Source organism: Streptomyces sp. NPDC098789 (genome assembly GCF_044759975.1).
Lineage (GTDB): Bacteria > Actinomycetota > Actinomycetes > Streptomycetales > Streptomycetaceae > Streptomyces.
Window position 1 is genome coordinate 223,638 of sequence record NZ_JBIWAJ010000002.1, and the last position, 18,594, is coordinate 242,231.

General features: G+C 72.1%; 12 protein-coding genes and 1 pseudogene. 6 read left to right on the plus strand and 7 right to left on the minus strand.

The window, feature by feature from the left end; translation table 11 throughout:
- Positions 1-3: 3 nt before the first annotated feature.
- Both ACIQWR_RS05305 and ACIQWR_RS05310 read right to left on the minus strand, forming a co-directional pair.
- Positions 4-348: a helix-turn-helix domain-containing protein gene (locus ACIQWR_RS05305; protein WP_404005258.1), complete on the minus strand. Its 345-nt coding sequence runs from the start codon at positions 346-348 to the stop codon at positions 4-6.
- On the minus strand, positions 348-680 hold the full coding sequence (locus tag ACIQWR_RS05310) for a type II toxin-antitoxin system RelE/ParE family toxin (protein WP_404005259.1): 333 nt from the start codon (positions 678-680) through the stop codon (positions 348-350). Before ACIQWR_RS05310 ends, ACIQWR_RS05305 begins: the two co-directional genes overlap by 1 nt.
- Positions 681-915: 235 nt before the next feature.
- On the opposite strand from ACIQWR_RS05310, the gene ACIQWR_RS05315 reads away from it, so the two are divergent.
- The 3 genes from ACIQWR_RS05315 (at position 916) to ACIQWR_RS05325 (ending at position 6,810) form a co-directional block, all read left to right on the plus strand.
- A complete protein-coding gene (locus ACIQWR_RS05315; protein ID WP_404005261.1) occupies positions 916-4,758 on the plus strand; it encodes an ABC transporter ATP-binding protein in 3,843 nt (1,280 codons plus the stop codon).
- 130 nt (positions 4,759-4,888) lie between these two features.
- Entirely contained in the window at positions 4,889-5,290 is a 402-nt protein-coding gene (locus ACIQWR_RS05320; RefSeq protein WP_404005262.1) for a hypothetical protein, read from the plus strand.
- Positions 5,291-5,376: 86 nt separating this feature from the next.
- Complete coding sequence (locus ACIQWR_RS05325; RefSeq protein WP_399266957.1) at positions 5,377-6,810, plus strand: aminopeptidase; 1,434 nt, start codon at positions 5,377-5,379, stop codon at positions 6,808-6,810.
- Positions 6,811-6,883: 73 nt separating this feature from the next.
- Here the strand turns inward: ACIQWR_RS05325 and ACIQWR_RS05330 are convergent, their stop codons facing one another.
- Together ACIQWR_RS05330 and ACIQWR_RS05335 are read right to left on the minus strand one after the other, a co-directional pair.
- Positions 6,884-8,698 carry a glycoside hydrolase family 3 protein gene (locus tag ACIQWR_RS05330; RefSeq protein ID WP_404005264.1) on the minus strand — a complete coding sequence of 605 codons (1,815 nt, stop codon included), beginning with the start codon at positions 8,696-8,698 and terminating at the stop codon, positions 6,884-6,886.
- A 34-nt stretch (positions 8,699-8,732) separates the two neighbouring features.
- The gene (locus ACIQWR_RS05335) at positions 8,733-9,656 is read right to left on the minus strand and encodes a LysR family transcriptional regulator (protein ID WP_404005266.1); all 924 of its coding nucleotides are present in this window, start codon (positions 9,654-9,656) and stop codon (positions 8,733-8,735) included.
- An 82-nt stretch (positions 9,657-9,738) separates the two neighbouring features.
- Between ACIQWR_RS05335 and ACIQWR_RS05340 the strand changes: the two genes are divergently transcribed.
- Positions 9,739-10,695, plus strand: a complete 957-nt coding sequence (locus ACIQWR_RS05340; protein ID WP_404005267.1) for an EamA family transporter — start codon at positions 9,739-9,741, stop codon at positions 10,693-10,695.
- Here the strand turns inward: ACIQWR_RS05340 and ACIQWR_RS05345 are convergent.
- Positions 10,640-11,134, minus strand: a pseudogene (locus ACIQWR_RS05345) (GNAT family N-acetyltransferase); the annotation flags it as partial. The gene ACIQWR_RS05340 and the pseudogene ACIQWR_RS05345 sit on opposite strands and share 56 nt — an antisense overlap.
- 140 nt (positions 11,135-11,274) lie before the next feature.
- Positions 11,275-11,811: a DUF937 domain-containing protein gene (locus ACIQWR_RS05350; RefSeq protein ID WP_404005268.1), complete on the minus strand. Its 537-nt coding sequence runs from the start codon at positions 11,809-11,811 to the stop codon at positions 11,275-11,277.
- 256 nt (positions 11,812-12,067) lie between these two features.
- On the opposite strand from ACIQWR_RS05350, the gene ACIQWR_RS05355 reads away from it, so the two are divergent.
- Both ACIQWR_RS05355 and ACIQWR_RS05360 read left to right on the plus strand, forming a co-directional pair.
- Positions 12,068-14,311 carry an ATP-dependent RecD-like DNA helicase gene (locus ACIQWR_RS05355; protein ID WP_404005269.1) on the plus strand — a complete coding sequence of 748 codons (2,244 nt, stop codon included), beginning with the start codon at positions 12,068-12,070 and terminating at the stop codon, positions 14,309-14,311.
- Between the two features lie 182 nt (positions 14,312-14,493).
- On the plus strand, positions 14,494-15,783 hold the full coding sequence (locus ACIQWR_RS05360) for a citrate synthase (RefSeq protein ID WP_399266950.1): 1,290 nt from the start codon (positions 14,494-14,496) through the stop codon (positions 15,781-15,783).
- Between the two features lie 461 nt (positions 15,784-16,244).
- Here ACIQWR_RS05360 and ACIQWR_RS05365 read toward each other — a convergent pair whose 3' ends face one another.
- Complete coding sequence (locus tag ACIQWR_RS05365; protein ID WP_404005271.1) at positions 16,245-18,533, minus strand: heavy metal translocating P-type ATPase; 2,289 nt, start codon at positions 18,531-18,533, stop codon at positions 16,245-16,247.
- Between the last annotated feature and the right edge of the window lie 61 nt (positions 18,534-18,594).

Below are 18,594 nucleotides of genomic sequence, written 5' to 3' on the forward strand. Positions count from 1 at the left end.
AGCTCAGGCCGCTTCGTGGCCGTGGGCAGTGAAGACCACGCGGGAGGTCTCACCGGCCAGCCGGAGGTTCAGCTCTGAGTCCATGGCCCGGGCGAGGCGCGCCAGCAGCGGCACCGTCGGCACGGTCCCGCCCAGCTCCAGTTTGGAGATCTGCGGCTGGGTCATGGCCGCCCGCCGGGCCAGCTCGGTCTGGGAGATGCCCAGCTCGGTCCGCCGGTCGTGGACGGCCTGGCCGAGTTCGAACGCCAGCCGGATCTCCTCCCGGCGCCTGGTGATTTCCGGGCTCTCCGAGAAACCTTCGGCGATCTCTTTGTCCCGGGTGAGCTTCCAGCGTGCGTGGCTGACCATTACGACACTCCGCCCTTCGAGTCACGGATGTAGACATCGGTTGCAGGCCCGTGTTCGGCCTTGCAGTGTTGCTTAGCGAGTTTGGCTCGGGCCACTTCGCGATCCTCGCGCTGCCTCGTCTTGCGGAAGACCGTCAGCAACACGATCCGCCGGTCGGGGGCGAGCCAGTACGAGATGCGTACCGAGCTCCGATCGCGACCGAGGTCGAACCGGAGTTCGCGCAGCCCGTCGCCGAGATGGCGCGAGTACGGCTCGCTGAGCGTGGTCGGGTTGTCCAACAGGAGCCCGACCACGTGCTCCGCGACCAGGTAGTCCGTGTCCGAAAGGTTCATCAGTCAGAGCCGGACCTCCGGCTCGATCTCGATGTCGAATGGCTCGTCCATATAGCGGAACGTATAGGCAGCTCAGTATATGGCCGTCGGGAACGGGCTGGTAGTCCCCCGAAAGGGTGTCCGGCGGTCGCGATGCTGACGACATGCCTGTTCGATTGTTGCGGCGGGATGAAATCCGCCGGTCGCAGCGTTGGGGCTTCCGGCAGGACAGGCAGGACGGACGGGGAGGCACCACGTGGCGGCGGCGGAGAAACAGGGCCAGGGCTGGGGCAAGCGGCTGACCGGCTACACCTGGCGCTACAAGGCCAACGTGCTGCTGGCGCTCGGGTCCTCGCTCGGCGGCATGGCCGTCATGGCGCTGGTCCCGCTGGTCACCAAGGTGATCATCGACGACGTCATCGGGGACAAGAGCAAGCCCATGGCCCCCTGGGCCGGGATGCTCATAGGCGCGGCCCTGATCGTCTACGTGATGACCTACATCCGCAGGTACTACGGCGGGCGGCTCGCCCTCGACGTGCAGCACGACCTGCGCACCGACATGTTCGCCACCATCGGCCGCCTCGACGGACGCCGCCAGGACGAGCTGTCCACCGGCCAGGTCGTCGGCCGCGCCACCAGCGACCTCCAGCTCATCCAGGGCCTGCTGTTCATGCTCCCCATGACCATCGGGAACTTCCTGCTCTTCGCGATATCCCTCGCGATCATGCTCTGGCTGTCCCCGCTGCTCACCCTGGTCGCCGTGCTCATGGCCCCGGCCCTGTGGTTCATAGCCAAGCGCAGCCGCAAGAAGCTCTTCCCCGCCACCTGGTACGCCCAGGGCCAGGCCGCCGCCGTCGCCACCGTCGTGGACGGCGCCGTGACCGGCGTACGCGTCGTGAAGGGCTTCGGCCAGGAGGAGCAGGAGACCGGCAAGCTCCGCGAGGCCGGCCGGCGGCTGTTCGCCGGACGGATGCGCAGCATCCGGTTGAACTCGCGCTACACCCCCGCCCTCCAGGCGGTACCCGCCCTCGGGCAGGTCGCGATCCTGGCGCTGGGCGGCTGGATGGCCACCAAGGGCGAGGTCACCCTCGGAACCTTCGTCGCCTTCTCCACCTACCTCGCCCAGCTCGTCGGACCGGTCCGGATGCTCGCCATGGTGCTGACCGTGGGCCAGCAGGCCCGCGCGGGCGTCGAGCGGGTGCTGGAACTCATCGACACCGAGCCCGTCATCCGGGACGGCGCCCACGCGCTGCCCGCCGACGCACCCGCGACCGTCGAGTTCGACGCCGTCGGCTTCGGCTACGACCCCGAGCGGCCCGTCCTCGACGGCTTCTCCCTCACCATCGAGGCCGGGGAGACCGTCGCCGTCGTCGGCGCCTCCGGCAGCGGCAAGTCCACCGTCTCGCTGCTCCTGCCCCGCTTCTACGACGCCGACCGCGGCGCCGTCCGCGTCGGCGGCCACGACGTGCGCGAGCTGACCTTCGACTCGCTGCGCGCCGCCATCGGAATGGTGCCGGAGGACTCGTTCCTCTTCTCCGACACCATCCGCTCCAACATCGCCTACGGGCACCCCGGCGCCACCGACGAGCAGGTCGAGGCCGCCGCCCGCGCCGCCCAGGCCGAGGGGTTCATCGCGGAGCTCCCGGCCGGCTACGACACCAAGGTCGGCGAGCAGGGCCTGACCCTCTCCGGCGGCCAGCGCCAGCGCATCGCGCTCGCCCGCGCCATCCTCACCGACCCCCGGCTGCTGCTCCTCGACGACGCCACCTCGGCGGTCGACGCCCGCGTCGAGCACGAGATCCACGAGGCGCTGCGCTCCGTCATGGCGGGCCGCACCACCCTGCTGATCGCCCACCGCCGCTCCACCCTCGCGCTGGCCGACCGGATCGCCGTGCTCGACCGGGGCCGGCTCTCCGACGTCGGCACCCACGAGGAGCTGGAGCGCCGCTCCGCGCTCTACCGGCGGCTGCTCACCGACCCCGATGAGCTCGGCGCCGGTTCGCCGCGCACGCCCGAGCCGGGTGTCGGCGCCCTCGCCGGCCTCGAACGGGAGCTGGAGCGCGATCTCGAACGCGACCTGGAACTCGAAGCGGAGATCGACTCCGAGCAGGTCGGCGCCAAGCGCCGGGTCGCCGACGGGGTCACCCCCGAGCTGTGGCGCCGCCAGGAAGCGGCGGACGCGACCACGGCCCCCGCCGCCGGTAGTGGCGCGCCCGGAGCCGGCCACTCCATGGCCGGAGCCGTCGCGGGAATGCCCGCCACCCCCGAACTCCTCGCGCAGGTGGCCGCCCTGCCGCCCGCCGACGACACCCCCGACGTGGACGAGGCGCGGGCCGCGGCCGCGGAGGAGAGCTACGGCCTGCGCCACCTGCTGCGCGGCTTCTGGGCCGTGCTCGCCGTCAGCCTCGGCCTGGTCGCCCTCGACGCGGGCGCCGGTCTGCTGCTGCCGATCCTGATCCGGCACGGCATCGACCAGGGCGTCGAGCGGCTCGCGCTCGGCGCCGTATGGGTGGCCGCGGGCCTGGCCCTGGCCGTGGTCCTCGTCCAGTGGGCCGCGCAGTTCGCCGAGACCCGGATGACCGGACGGACCGGCGAGCGCGTCCTGTACGCCCTGCGCGTCAAGATCTTCGCCCAGCTCCAGCGGCTCGGCCTCGACTACTACGAGCGCGAGCTGACCGGCAAGATCATGACCCGGATGACCACGGACGTGGACGCCCTCTCCAGCTTCCTGCAGACCGGTCTGGTCACCGCGGTCGTCTCCGTCTTCACCTTCTTCGGCATCCTCGTCGCGCTGCTCGTCCTCGACGTCGAGCTGGCCCTCATCGTCTTCGCCACGCTGCCCCTGCTGGTGATCGCCACGGTGGTCTTCCGCCGCAAGTCGGTGGCGGCGTACGAGCTCGCCCGCGACCGGGTCGGCCTGGTCAACGCCGACCTCCAGGAGTCGGTGTCGGGGCTGCGGATCGTCCAGGCCTTCCGCCGCGAGGGCATCGGCGCGGAGCGCTTCGCCGAGCGCAGCCACTCCTACCGCGAGGCCCGGGTCCGCGGCCAGTGGCTGATATCGGTCTACTTCCCCTTCGTTCAGCTGCTGTCCTCGGTCGCCGCGGCGGCCGTGCTCATCGTCGGCGCGGGCCGGGTCGAGGCGGGCACGCTGACCACGGGCGCGCTGGTCGCGTACCTGCTCTACATCGACCTGTTCTTCGCGCCCGTCCAGCAGCTCTCCCAGGTCTTCGACGGCTACCAGCAGGCCACCGTCTCGCTCGGCCGGATCCAGGGGCTGCTGCGCGAGCCGACCACCACCCCGCTGCCCGCCGAGCCGCGCGAGGTGCCCGCCCTGCGCGGCGAGATCGCCTTCGAGGACGTCCGGTTCCAGTACGGGACCGCCGAGGAGCGCGGTGCCAAGGGCGACGCGCTGGGCGGCATCAGCCTGCGGATACCCGCGGGGCAGACCGTCGCGTTCGTCGGCGAGACCGGAGCGGGCAAGTCCACCCTGGTCAAGCTGGTCGCCCGGTTCTACGACCCCACCTCCGGCCGGGTCACCGCCGACGGCCAGGACCTGCGCGACCTCGACCTGACGGCGTACCGCCACCGCCTCGGCGTGGTCCCCCAGGAGTCCTACCTCTTCCCGGGGACCGTGCGCGACGCCATCGCCTACGGGCGGCCCGGCGCGAGCGACGCCGAGGTGGAGGGCGCCGCCCGCGCGGTCGGGGCGCACGACATGATCGCGACGCTGGACGGCGGCTACCTGCACGCCGTCGCCGAGCGCGGCCGCAACCTCTCCGCGGGCCAGCGCCAGCTGATCGCCCTGGCCCGCGCGGAGCTCGTCGACCCGGACGTCCTGCTCCTCGACGAGGCCACCGCGGCCCTCGACCTGGCCACCGAAGGTCTGGTCAACCAGGCCACCGATCGCCTCGCGGGCAAGCGCACCACGCTGGTGGTGGCCCACCGGCTGACCACCGCCGCGCGCGCCGACCGGGTCGTGGTGATGGACCACGGCCGGGTCGTCGAGGACGGCACCCACGCCGAACTCCTGGCCCGCGGCGGCCGCTACGCCCGCCTGTGGCGGACCTTCGTCGGCGAGGACGAGCGCGCCGCGGCCTGACCCCGCGGCAGCGCGCCGCCCCGCCCCCCGCGCACCGGACCCCTCGGACGTGGTTGCCGCCTGCAACCTTCCGGGGGGTCCGTGCGTCGTACGGAGGCGTACGTCGTACGTACGACCGACGGGGGTAAGCGTGTTCGGGTTGAGGGGTGGGGCGGGCCGGGGGGTCAGGGCCGCGGGGGTGTTCTCGGCGGGGCTGCTCCTCGCGTCCGGCGTGCTGTTGGCGGCGCCGCCGGCGCAGGCGGCGACCGGTGGCTGTCCGGGCCAGCTGGCCCGGACCGTGGACTTCGCCGGGGGCGAGGTCCGCGTGTACAAGACCCATGCCCAGGTGTGCGCGGTGACCGTGCCCGCGCGCCCGGGGGTGCGGACGTGGATGTCGGTGAGCGTGCAGCCGCGCGGCGGGGTGCCGGTCCGCGACGAGGGTCGTTTCACCCGGTTCGCCGGGCCCGTCACCGTGCCCGCCGTGAGCCGCTGCGTGTATGTAAAGGGGCAGGTGGGGTCGGAAGCGGTCGGCTCCGGCTGGATCCTGTGCTGAGAGGGAGGCCCAACGCCCCCTGTTCGAGCGTGCGTTGATCCCGCTAGGTTCACCGGTACCGCAGTGAACTCAAGGGGAGGGTGAGAATGCACAAGGCGCTCAGATGGCTGTTGTCGTTCGTGGTGCTGATCGGCACCATGGGCGCGGCGGGCGTGACGGCACAAGCGGCCACCGCCGCCGGGCCGACCGCCGCCACGGACATCAAGGACCGGATCCTCGCGATTCCGGGGATGACCCTCATCGAGGAAAAGCCGTACACCGGATACCGGTTCTTCGTATTGAACTACGAGCAGCCCGTCGATCACCGGCAGCCGTGGAAGGGCACCTTCAAGCAGCGGTTGACCCTGCTGCACAAGGACACGTCCCGCCCCACGGTCTTCTTCACCTCCGGGTACAACGTCAACACCAGTCCGCGCCGCAGCGAGCCGACGACCATCGTCGACGGCAACCAGGTGTCGCTGGAGTACCGCTTCTTCACCCCGTCCCGCCCCGACCCGGCCAACTGGTCGAACCTGGACATCTGGCAGGCGGCCAGTGACCAGCACCGCATCTTCACCGCCCTCAAGAAGATCTACACCAAGAACTGGCTGGCCACGGGCGGCAGCAAGGGCGGCATGACGGCGACGTACTACGAGCGCTTCTACTCCCACGACATGGACGGGGTCGTCGCCTACGTAGCCCCCAACGACGTCGTCAACAAGGAGGACTCGGCCTACGACCGGTTCTTCACCAAGGTCGGCACCAAGGAGTGCCGCGACAAGCTGAACGCGGTGCAGCGCGAGGCGCTGGTGCGCCGCGTGCCGCTGGAGGCCAAGTACGCGGCCGCCGCCGTCGAGAACGGCTGGACCTTCACCACCGTCGGCAACATCGACAAGGCCTACGAGGCCGTCGTGCTCGACTACACCTGGGCCTTCTGGCAGTACAGCCTGCTGGCCGACTGCGCGGGCATCCCGACCGCCGCGACCGCCACCGACCAGCAGATCTGGGACACGGTGGACGCGATCTCCGGCTTCTCCGCCTACGCGGACCAGGGCCTGGAGACGTACACCCCGTACTACTACCAGGCGGGCACCCAGCTCGGTTCGCCCGACATCAAGCAGCCGCACCTGGCCGGTCTGAGCCGCTACGGCTACCAGCCCCCGCGCAACTTCGTGCCCCGCGACATCCCCATGACCTTCCAGCCCGGCGTCATGGCCGACGTGGACAACTGGGTGCGCAACAACGCCCAGCAGATGCTGTTCGTGTACGGGCAGAACGACCCGTGGGGCGCCGAGCCCTTCCGCCTCGGATACGGGGTCCGCGACAGCTACGTGATGATCGCCCCCGGGGCCAACCACGGAGCCAACGTGGCCAAGCTCCAGGAGGGCGAGAGCAAGCTCGCCACCGCGAAGATCCTGCAGTGGGCCGGGGTCGCCCCCGCCGCCGTGCAGGCCGACCCGAACAAGGCGGCCCCGCTCGCCCGGGCCGACGCCCAGCTCGACAAGCGCGACCTGGAGCGCGAGCCGCAGCTGCGGCCGTGACCCGGTGAGCCGGCGTTCGCTCCGGTGACCCCTCCGCCCCCGCGGGCCCGTCGGCCCGCGGGGGCGGACGCGTTCAGTACGTCAGCCCGTGCCCCAGCGGCCAGCGCCCCGGCACCGGCACCGGGAGCCGGCCCGTGGGCCGGTGCGCGCCCGCGACCACCCGCGCGGCGGCCCGCAGTTCCCCCTCGCCCCAGGAGTACGTCGCCAGCGCGGCGGCGACCGGCGGCAGCCGGGCCGGGTCGTACGGATTGCGCAGCGCCACCGTCACCACCCGGGCGCCGGCCGCCACCAGGTCCCGCACCAGGGCGTAGGGGGCGCTCGCGGCGCCCTCCGGGACGTTGGAGGTGCACACCAGCACCACGTCGTGGTCCGGCGCGGCGGCCACCGCCCGCTCGGGCGCCGTCGCGGTCGTCGTGAAGCCGAGCGCTCCCAGCTCGCGCGCGAGGACGGTCGTCGGCTGGCCGCCGGTGCCGGTGGGCGACGCCGGATCGGCGCCGGTGACCAGCAGCTTCGGGTAGCGCACCGGATCCAGCGGCAGCAGCCCCTGGGTGTTGGCCAGCAGGGTGGTCGTGGCGGCCGCGATCCGGTCGGCCTCGGCGAGGTGCTCCGGGACGCCCACCGTCGTCGCGAGCTCCGCCGGGTCCACGAAAGGATGCGCCAACAGCCCCCGGCGTTCCTTGAGCCGCAGGATCCGCAGGACCGATTCCTCGATCCGGGCCTCGGTCAGCTCGCCCGAGCGGACCGCGGCCAGCACGCTGCGGTGGGCGAGTCCCACGTCCGGCGGGTCGAGCAGCTGGTCGCAGCCCGCCAGCAGGGCCAGCACCGGCACCCGGTCGTCCCCGTACTTCTGTCGGACCCCGGCCATCCGCAGCGAATCGGTGACCACCACCCCCGTGAAGCCGAGGCGTTCGCGCAGGATGCCCGTGACGATCGGGTGCGAGAGGGTCGCCGGGTCCCCGGCGGGATCGAGCGCGGCGAAGACGATGTGCGCGGTCATCACCGCGTCCACGCCCGCCCCGACGGCCGCCCGGAACGGCGGCTCGTCCAGCTCCTCCCACTCGGCGCGGGTGTGCCGCATCACCGGCAGCCCGACGTGGCTGTCGGTGTCGGTGTCCCCGTGCCCGGGGAAGTGCTTGACGGTGGCGGCCACCCCGGCGCCCTGGTAGCCGCCCACCTGGGCCGCGACCAGCGCCGCGACCGCCAGCGGAGCCGAGCCGAAGGACCGTACGCCGATCACCGGATTGGCCGGGTTCACATTCACGTCGGCGACCGGGGCGTAGTCCTGGCGGACGCCCATCGCGGCCAGTTCGGTCCCCGCGATCCGCGCGGCCCGCCGGGCGGCGTCGGCCGCGGCCGCGGCGCCCGCGCCGGTGGCCGCGCCCAGGGCCATCGCCCCCGGCAGTTGGGTCGCGGGCCGCCCGATCCGGTTGACGGCCCCGTGCTCCTGGTCGGTGGAGAGCAGCAGCGGGACGCCGTCCCCGTCGGCGCCGGCGGCGCGCTGGAGCTCGTTCGACAGCTCGGCGACCTGGCGCGGGGAGCGGATGTTGTGCGCCCAGCCGAAGTAGATGATCCCGCCCAGGTGGTAACGGGCGATCAGCTCGGCCGCGGTGCGCACCCCCAGCTCGGCCTCGGAGGTGTCCGCGTCGGCCGGATCGGGCGCGGTCGCGGAATGCCCGTAGATCCGGCTGACGAGGAGCTGCCCGACCTTCTCCTCCAGGGTCATGGCAGCCAGCAGGCGCGCCGCCGAATCCCCGGGCGCGGGCGCGGGCCCGCGGCCCCGCGGGGCGCCCTGCGCCCGGCGGGGGAGCGCGGCGGCGGCTCCCGTGACGGCTACGGCGGCCACGGCGGCGGCGGACAACAGGGAGCGGCGGGACGCGTGGTTCGGCACCCGGGCACGCTAACGCCGCGCGCCCCCGCGGCGGCTAAGGACACTCGCCGGGTCCCCCGGACGTGGTGGCCCAGTGTTCCTGGAGGGTGCGGACGGCCTCCGTGATGGCCGGCCGCCGCGCGGCCCCGGCCCGCCACAGGGCGTGCACCCTGCGCACGGGCGTCGGGCGCAGCGGGACGGCCACGGCGCCCGGCGGCAGCGGGCCGGTGCCCAGGCGCGGCACCACCGCGACGCCCAGGCCCGCCGCGACCAGGGCGACCAGGGTGTGGTTCTCCTCGGCGACGTGCACGACGTGCGGCTCGGCGCCGACCGCGCGCAGGGTGCGCACCAGCCAGTCGTGGCAGACCCGGCCGGGCGGCTGGCAGATCCAGCGCTCCCCGCCGAGGTCCGCGCGCCGCACGACGGACCGGGCGGTGAAGGGGTGGCCCGCGGGCACCAGCAGGTCGCAGAGGTCGTCGCCGATCACCGCCTGCTCGACCCCCTCGGGCACCGGCAGCGGCGCGATGTCCCAGTCGTGGGCCACCGCCAGGTCGGTGACGCCCCGGGTCACCAGGTCCACCGAGAGGTGCGGGTCGACCTCGGTCAACCGGACCTCCAGGGCCGGGTGCCGGTCGGCGAGTTCGGCCAGCACCCCGGGCAGCAGTCCGCGCGCGGCGGAGGCGAAGGCGGCCACCCGCAGCAGCCCGCTGGGCTGCCCCCGCCGCTCCTCCAGGGTGGTCTCGGCCCGCTCCACGATCCCCAGCAACTCCTGGGCGGTGGAGGCCAGGTGGCGGGCCTCCTCGGTGAGCGCGACACCGCGGCCGCGGCGCTCCAGGAGCGTGGTGCGGGTCTCCCGTTCCAGCTTGGCGATCTGCTGGGAGACGGCGGAGGGGGTGTAGCCGAGGGCGGCCGCCGCGCCCGCGACGGAACCGTGGACGGAGACGGCGTGCAGGGCGCGGAGCCGGGACAGGTCGAGCATGCTCGAATCGTAAGCGCTGCTTCATCCAACGGGGAAGAGATCATCGCTGGTGCTACATGGTTCCAGCGCCGATGCTCTTCTCATGCGTCCCGTACACACCGCCCTGGCCGTCCTCGTGGCCGCCGTCTGGGGCTTCAACTTCGTCGTCATCGAGATCGGGCTCGACCACTTCCCGCCGCTGCTGCTGTCCGCCCTGCGCTTCCTCGTCGCGGCCGTGCCCGCGGTGTTCTTCGTGGGGCGCCCCAAGGTCGCCTGGAAGTGGGTCCTGGGGGTCGGGGTGGCCCTGGGCATCGCGAAGTTCGGGCTCCTCTTCACCGGCATGGCCGCCGGGATGCCGGCCGGGCTGTCCTCGCTGGTGCTCCAGGTGCAGGCCGTCTTCACCGCCGTCCTCGCCGCCGTCGTGCTGCGCGAGCGGCCCGGGCGGGTCCGGCTGGCCGGAATGGGCGTCGCGCTCGCGGGCATCGCCGTCGCGGCCGTGGACCGCGGGACCTCGGCGCCCGTCACCGCCTTCCTGCTGGTGGTCGCGGCCGCCGCGTGCTGGGGGGTGTCCAACGTGCTGACCCGCAGGGCCGCCCCGCCCGACGCGCTGAACTTCATGGTGTGGGTGTGCGCGGTGCCGGTGCTGCCCCTGTTCGGCCTCTCGCTGCTGGTGGAGGGGCCCGAGCGGGACCTCGCCGCGCTGCGCGCCCTGGACTGGTCCGGGGCGGCCGTCATCGGCTACGTCGCCTGGGTGTCCACCGTCTTCGGCTTCGGGGCCTGGGGCTACCTGTTGCGCCGCTACCCGGCCTCGTCGGTGGCGCCGTTCTCGCTGCTGGTGCCGGTCTTCGGGATGTCCTCGGCGGCGCTGGTGCTGGGCGAGGCGATCTCGCCCCTGCGCTGGCTGGCCGCGGCGCTGCTGGTCGGCGGGGTCGCGGCCACCTCGCTGGCCCCGGCGCGGGGCGCCCGTACGGGTGGCCGTACGGTCCGCGGCGCCCCCGCACCGCTCAGTGCGGCGGGTCCTCCTGGAGCGGCAGTCGCCAGTCCTGTCCGGTCAGGGTGACGCCGTACGAACGGTGCTCGCGCTCGGCGACCAGGGTGAAACCGGCGCTCTGGTAGAGGGAACGGGCCCCGGTCAGGACGTCGTTGGTCCACAGCACCAGCTCGCGGTAGCCGACCGAGCGGGCGAAGGCGATCACCGTGTCCACCAGCAGCGCGCCGGTCCCGCGGCCGCGGCCCGCCGGGTCCACCAGGAGCAGGCGCAGCCGGGCGGTGCCGGGGGCCGGATCGCGCACGCACATGACCGAGCCCACCGGGCGACCGTCCGACTCGGCGATCCAGACGCGTTCGAGGTAGGGGTCGTGGTCCTGGGCGAAGTCCGCGACGATCCGCGCGACCAGCCCCTCGAACTCGCTGTTCCAGCCGTACTCGGCGGCGTAGAGGGCGCCGTGGCGCTGCACGATCCAGCCCAGGTCGCCGGGTTCCGGAGGGCGGAGTACTACCTGTGTGCCGGACGTGTCCATGGCGTCCGAGGATACGGCGCGGCGCGGAGCCGGGGAACGGGGGTTTCCGGCTCCGCGCCGCACCCGTACGTCCCGGATGCGCCGTACGGGTGAGGCTGCGGGGCCGCGGTGAGGGGGAGTTACTTCTTGCCGCCGCCGAGGATCTGGCCGAGCAGGTCACCGAGGCCGCCGCCCGGGGCCGCGCCCGGTGCCGCGCCCGGGGCCGGGGCGCCCGAGGCCTGGGGGGAGCCCGCGCCCGCGCCCTTGCCCGCCGCGCGCTTGGCGAAGACGGCCAGCAGCACGGGGATCAGCAGCTCGATCACCCGGGCGACGGTGGGGGCGGGGATGCCGGTCTTCTTGGAGACGGCCGCGGCGACGGGCTTGCTCACCTTGGCCAGCACACCGGCCATCATGCCGCCGCTCAGCAGGCCGCCGCCCAGGGTGGCCACGCCCTGGAGCGGGGGCTCGGTCACCTCGGCGAAGGCCTGGCGGACCTCGTGGCCGTCGTCGTCGTCCGTGTCGGCCTTCTGCTGGAGGTCACCGGTCATCGCGCCGACGGTGGTGGCGATCGTGTCGCGCGCGCCCGTGGCGTCGGTGCCGAGCAGACCCGCGATCTCGGTCAGCTTGTCGTCGCCCAGCTCGTTGATCACGTCGTCCTGGAAGGAAGGTTCGCTCATGACTGAAACGCTACGTCTGTCGTGTTTTGCCGGCACCTCGGGTAACAGAACGATAAAGCCTCGCATCTCTGTGCAACCGTCCAGCCGGGTCGAGGGTCGTATGGTGCGTCGGAACTTCCGGGAGGGGATCTGGGGGGATCGGGAAGTCCGACGAGGGAGGGGTAACCGTGAGGGGGTCCGGCCGCGAGGCCGGACCCCCTTTCGTTTTCTCCACAGGCCCCGACGGGCTGTCGGCGCCGGACGCTAGCGTTGCGCCATGGGGACGGACAGTGCGGTGAACACGGCGGTGCTCGAAGGGGTCCTGGAGCGCATCACCTACGCCAACGAGGAGAGCGGCTACACGGTCGCCCGCGTCGACACCGGGCGCGGCGGCGGCGACCTCCTCACGGTGGTCGGCGCGCTGCTCGGCGCGCAGCCCGGCGAATCGCTGCGCATGGAGGGCCGTTGGGGCTCGCACCCGCAGTACGGCAAGCAGTTCACGGTCGACAACTACTCCACGGTGCTCCCCGCCACCATCCAGGGCATCCGCCGCTACCTCGGCTCCGGCCTGATCAAGGGCATCGGACCGAAGATCGCCGACCGGATCGTCGAGCACTTCGGCGTCGACACCCTGGACGTGATCGAGGACGAGCCGAAGCGGTTGGTCGAGGTGCCCGGGCTCGGGCCCAAGCGGACGAAGATGATCGGCGCCGCCTGGGAGGAACAGAAGGCCATCAAGGAGGTCATGGTCTTCCTCCAAGGGGTCGGGGTCTCCACCTCCATCGCGGTGCGCATCTACAAGAAGTACGCCGACGCCTCCATCTCGGTGGTGCGCAACCAGCCCTACCGGCTCGCCGCCGACGTCTGGGGCATCGGCTTCCTCACCGCCGACAAGATCGCCCAGTCCGTGGGCATCCCGCACGACAGCCCCGAGCGGGTCAAGGCCGGACTCCAGTACGCCCTCTCCCAATCCACCGACCAGGGCCACTGCTTCCTGCCCGAGGAGCGGCTGATCGCCGACGGGGTCAAGCTCCTCCAGGTGGACACGGGCCTGGTCATCGAGTGCCTGGCCGAACTGGCCGCGGATCCCGAGGGCGTGGTGCGCGAGAAGGTGCCCGATCCGCAGGGCGGCCCGCCGCTCACCGCGGTCTACCTGGTCCCCTTCCACCGCGCCGAACTCTCCCTCGTCGGGCAGCTGCGGCGGCTGCTGCACACCGAGGAGGACCGGATGCCGGGCTTCGGCGACGTCGACTGGGAGAAGGCGCTGGGCTGGCTGGCCGGGAGGACCGGGGCCACCCTCGCGCCCGAGCAGCGGGACGCGGTCAAGCTCGCCCTGACCCGCCGCGTCGCGGTGCTCACCGGCGGGCCGGGCTGCGGCAAGTCCTTCACCGTCCGCTCGATCGTGGAGCTGGCCCGGGCCAAGAAGGCCAAGGTGGTGCTCGCCGCGCCCACCGGGCGGGCCGCCAAACGGCTGGCGGAGCTGACCGGCGCCGAGGCCTCCACGGTGCACCGGCTGCTGGAGCTGAAACCGGGCGGGGACGCGGCGTACGACCGGGACCGGCCGCTGGACGCGGACCTGGTGGTGGTCGACGAGGCCTCGATGCTCGACCTGCTGCTCGCCAACAAGCTCGTCAAGGCGGTGGCGCCCGGCGCCCACCTGCTGCTGGTGGGGGACGTGGACCAGCTGCCGTCGGTGGGCGCGGGCGAGGTGCTGCGGGACCTGTTGGCCGAGGGCGGACCGGTGCCCGCCGTCCGACTGACCCGGATCTTCCGGCAGGCCCAGCAGTCGGGCGTGGTCACCAACGCGCACCGCATCAACACCGGGCTCCCGCCCCTCACCGACGGGCTGCCGGACTTCTTCCTCTTCGCCGAGGAGGACACCGAGGCAGCCGGGGTGCTCGCCGTGGACGTGGCGGCCCGTCGCATTCCGGCCAGATTCGGCCTCGATCCGCGCCGCGACATCCAGGTCCTCGCGCCCATGCACCGGGGCCCGGCCGGAGCGGGGAACCTCAACGGGCTGCTCCAGCAGGCGATCACCCCGGCCCGGCCGGACCTGCCCGAAAAGCGCTTCGGCGGCCGGGTCTTCCGGGTGGGCGACAAGGTGACCCAGATCCGGAACAACTACGAGAAGGGGGCCAACGGCGTCTTCAACGGCACCGTGGGCGTGGTCACCGCGCTGGACCTGGACGAACAGCGCCTGACCGTGCGGACGGAGGAGGACGAGGAGATCGGCTACGAGTTCTCCGAGCTGGACGAGCTGGCCCACGCCTACGCCGTCACCATCCACCGTTCCCAGGGGAGTGAATATCCCGCGGTCGTGATCCCGGTCACCACCGGGGCTTGGATGATGCTCCAGCGCAACCTCCTCTACACGGCGGTGACCAGGGCGAAGAAACTGGTCGTGCTGGTCGGGTCCCGCAAGGCCCTCGGCCAGGCGGTGCGTACGGTTTCCGCAGGCAGGAGGTTCACGGCTGTCGCGCCCCGGCTTTCCGGACAGATACCGGTGGGAAACATCACCTAGATGATCGATCATTTGGGGTATCCCCGCCGGTTCGGAGGGGGCAGGATGAGCAGCTTGAAGGCACTCAGTGCCGTCAAAAACACCAAACCCCGACCCCGAGTGCACTCACCTGTGCCAAATGGGGGAAGGTAGAGGCAGTCAGGGCACCTCGAAGAAGAGGCACTACGTCGGTGAGGGATGACGTGAGCGACAACTCTGTAGTACTGCGGTACGCGGACGGTGAATACACCTACCCGGTGGTCGAAAGCACCGTAGGCGACCAGGGCTTCGACATCTCGAAGCTCCGATCCCAGACCGGGCTGGTCACCCTGGACAGTGGCTACGGGAACACCGCCGCCTATAAGTCCGCCATTACCTACCTCGACGGCGAACAGGGCATCCTGCGCTACCGCGGATACCCGATCGAGCAGCTGGCCGAGCGCTCGACCTTCATCGAGGTCGCGTACCTGCTGATCAACGGTGAGCTGCCGACCGTCGACGAGCTCGCGTCGTTCCGCAACGAGATCACCCAGCACACGCTGCTGCACGAGGACGTGAAGCGCTTCTACGACGGCTTCCCCCGTGACGCGCACCCGATGGCGATGCTGTCCTCCGTGGTCAGCGCGCTGTCGACGTTCTACCAGGACAGCCACAACCCGTTCGACGAGAAGCAGCGCCACCTCTCGACGATCCGGCTGCTCGCCAAGCTTCCGACGATCGCGGCCTACGCGTACAAGAAGTCGGTCGGCCACCCGGTCGTCTACCCGCGCAACGACCTCGGCTACGTCGAGAACTTCCTGCGCATGACGTTCTCCGTGCCGGCCCAGGAGTACGACCTGGACCCGGTCGTGGTCTCGGCGCTGGACAAGCTGCTCATCCTGCACGCGGACCACGAGCAGAACTGCTCGACCTCCACCGTGCGTCTGGTCGGCTCCTCGCAGGCGAACATGTTCGCCTCGATCTCCGCCGGCATCAGCGCCCTGTGGGGCCCGCTGCACGGTGGCGCCAACCAGTCCGTCCTCGAGATGCTCGAAGGCATCAAGAACGACGGCGGCGACGTCGACGCCTTCATCCGCAAGGTGAAGAACAAGGAAGACGGCGTCCGCCTCATGGGCTTCGGACACCGCGTCTACAAGAGCTTCGACCCCCGGGCGAAGATCATCAAGGCTGCGGCCCACGACGTCCTCTCGGCGCTCGGCAAGAGCGACGAGCTGCTGGACATCGCGCTGAAGCTGGAAGAGCACGCGCTGGCCGACGAGTACTTCGTCTCGCGCAACCTCTACCCGAACGTGGACTTCTACACCGGTCTGATCTACCGGGCCATGGGCTTCCCGACCGAGATGTTCACCGTGCTCTTCGCACTCGGCCGCCTTCCCGGCTGGATCGCCCAGTGGCACGAGATGATCAAGGAGCCCGGCTCCCGCATCGGCCGTCCGCGCCAGATCTACACCGGCGAGGTCCTGCGCGACTTCGTCCCGGTCGAGGCCCGCTGAATCCCCGGCCGTCGAACACCTGGCCGTCGATCACCCCACCGGTGATCGCCGTGCCGCCGCCCCGGGAGTGCGAGCCGCCCTCCCGGTGACGTGAGCGCAACGAAAAGCGCCCCGCCGTCGATCCCCCCACGGGTCGACGGTCGGGGCGCTTTCCTTTTCCCCGGTGCGGATTCCCCCCACGGGACCCGGACCAGGGCGTTGATGAGGAGCGCGCGCGGCGCTCCGGCGGGGGAGTCTGCCGGGACCCGTTCGGATCGGGAAGCCCTTTGGCGTGCTCCCCGCGGGTACGTGTCCCGGCCGGCGGGTGCCTGCGGACGTCCCCCAAGACCTCCGTGAACGTCCCCCAAGACGTTCTTGGCACCGCCCCATTAGACCCGCGCCACCACCTGATGGTTACGTTCCAATCACTGTGATCTGCGTCTCCCGTGAAGGAAGTGTGTGTGAGGTGGGGAGGGGGTTCTCTAACGGAAGGAGCGCAACCGGAGGCTGTTGCTCACCACGAAGACCGAGGAGAACGCCATCGCGGCCCCCGCGATCATCGGGTTGAGCAGCCCGGCCGCGGCGAGCGGCAGCGCCGCCACGTTGTAGCCGAAGGCCCAGAAGAGGTTGCCCTTGATGGTGGCCAGGGTGCGCCGGGAGAGCCGGATCGCGTCCGCCGCGACCCGCAAGTCCCCCCGGACGAGCGTCAGATCGCCGGCCTCGATGGCCGCGTCCGTACCCGTTCCCATGGCCAGTCCCAGGTCCGCCTGGGCCAGCGCCGCCGCGTCGTTGACCCCGTCGCCGACCATGGCGACCGTACGGCCCTCGGCCTGCAGGCGGCGTACGACGTCCACCTTGTCCTGCGGCAACACCTCGGCGATCACCTCGTCGATGCCCACCGCCCGGGCCACGGTCTCGGCCACCGCGCGGTTGTCGCCCGTCAGCAGCACCGGGGTCAACCCCAGTGCCCGCAGCCGGGCCACCGCCTCGGCGCTGGTCTCCTTGACCGCGTCGGCGACCGTCAGCACCCCGCGCGCCGCCCCGTCCCAGGCCACCAACACCGCCGTGCTGCCCGCTGCTTCGGCGTCCGCCTTGGCCCGCGCGAGTTCCTCGGGAAGGGCGATCGACCAGTCGGCCAGCAGTTGTTCGCGGCCCACCAGGACGGCGTGGCCGTCCACCAGGCCCTGGACGCCGAGACCGGCGAGGGCGCGGAAGTCCTCCGGCACCGGCAGCGAGCCCGCGCGCTCGGCGGCGCCGGCGGCGACGGCCCGGGCGATCGGGTGCTCGGAGGCGTGCTCCAGCGAGCCCGCCAGGCGCAGGAGTTCGGTGGCGTCGGTGCCCTCGGCGGGGTGCACTCCGTCCAGGGTCATCCGGCCGGTGGTGACCGTACCGGTCTTGTCCAGGACGACGGTGTCCACGCGACGGGTGGACTCCAGCACCTCGGGACCCTTGATCAGAATGCCGAGCTGCGCGCCGCGGCCGGTGCCGACCAACAGGGCGGTCGGGGTGGCGAGTCCCAGGGCGCAGGGGCAGGCGATGATCAGTACGGCCACGGCGGCGGCGAAGGCGGCGGTCGGGTCGTCGGTGATCAGGAGCCAGGTCACCCAGGTGCCGAGCGCGAGCACCAGCACGACGGGCACGAAGACGGCGGCGATCCGGTCGGCCAGCCGCTGGACCTGCGCCTTCCCGTTCTGCGCCTGTTCGACCAGCTTGGCCATGCGGGCGAGTTGGGTGTCGGCGCCGACCCGGGTGGCCTCGATGACCAGGCGCCCCGAGGTGTTGACGGTGGCGCCGGTGACGGAGTCGGCGACGGTGACCTCGACCGGCACGGACTCGCCGGTCAGCATCGAGGCGTCCACGGCGGAGCTGCCCTCGACGACCGTGCCGTCGGTGGCGATCTTCTCGCCGGGGCGCACGACGAAGCGGTCGCCGACGGCCAACGCGCCCACCGGGACGCGGACCTCGGCGCCGCCGCGCAGCACCGCGACGTCCTTGGCGCCCAGGTGCAGCAGCGCCTTCAGGGCGGCTCCCGCCTTCCGCTTGGAGCGCGCCTCCAGATAGCGGCCGAGCAGGATGAAGGCGACGACGCCGGCCGCGACTTCGAGGTAGATGGCCGAGGCGCCGTCGGTGCGCGAGACCGTGAAGTCGAAGCCGTGCCGCATGCCGGGCATGCCCGCGTGACCGAAGAACAGGGCCCACAGCGACCAGGCGAAGGCGGCCGAGGTGCCGACCGAGACCAGCGTGTCCATGGTGGCGGCGCCGTGCTTGGCGTTGGTCCAGGCGGCCCGGTGGAAGGGCAGTGCGCCCCAGACGACGACGGGCGCGGCGAGGGTGAGCGAGAGCCACTGCCAGTTGTCGAACTGGAGGGCCGGGACCATCGCCAGCAGCACGACGGGGAGGGCGAGGACGGCGGAGACCAGCAGGCGCTGGCGCAGCGCGGCGAGCTCCGGGTCGGCCGCCGCCGCGTCGCCCGCGGAGCCGGCTCCGGCTTCCGCATCGGCTTCCGCATCGGCCTCCGGTTCGGGGGCCGGCGGCGGGGGCTGCTCGGCGGTGTAACCGGTCTTGACGACGGTGGCGATCAGGTCGGCCACCTGGACCTCGGGCGGGTAGGAGACCCGGGCCTTCTCGGTCGCGTAGTTCACCGTCGCGCTGACGCCGTCCATCCGGTTCAGCTTCTTCTCGATGCGGGCCGCGCAGGAGGCGCAGGTCATCCCGCCGATCGTCAGCTCGACCTCGGTCACTATCGGTCCGTCGTGCACTGTGCTGGTCATTCCGGCTCCAGGGGGAGGGCCGGGTGCGTACGGAACCAGTATGAGCTGGACGGTACGGCCC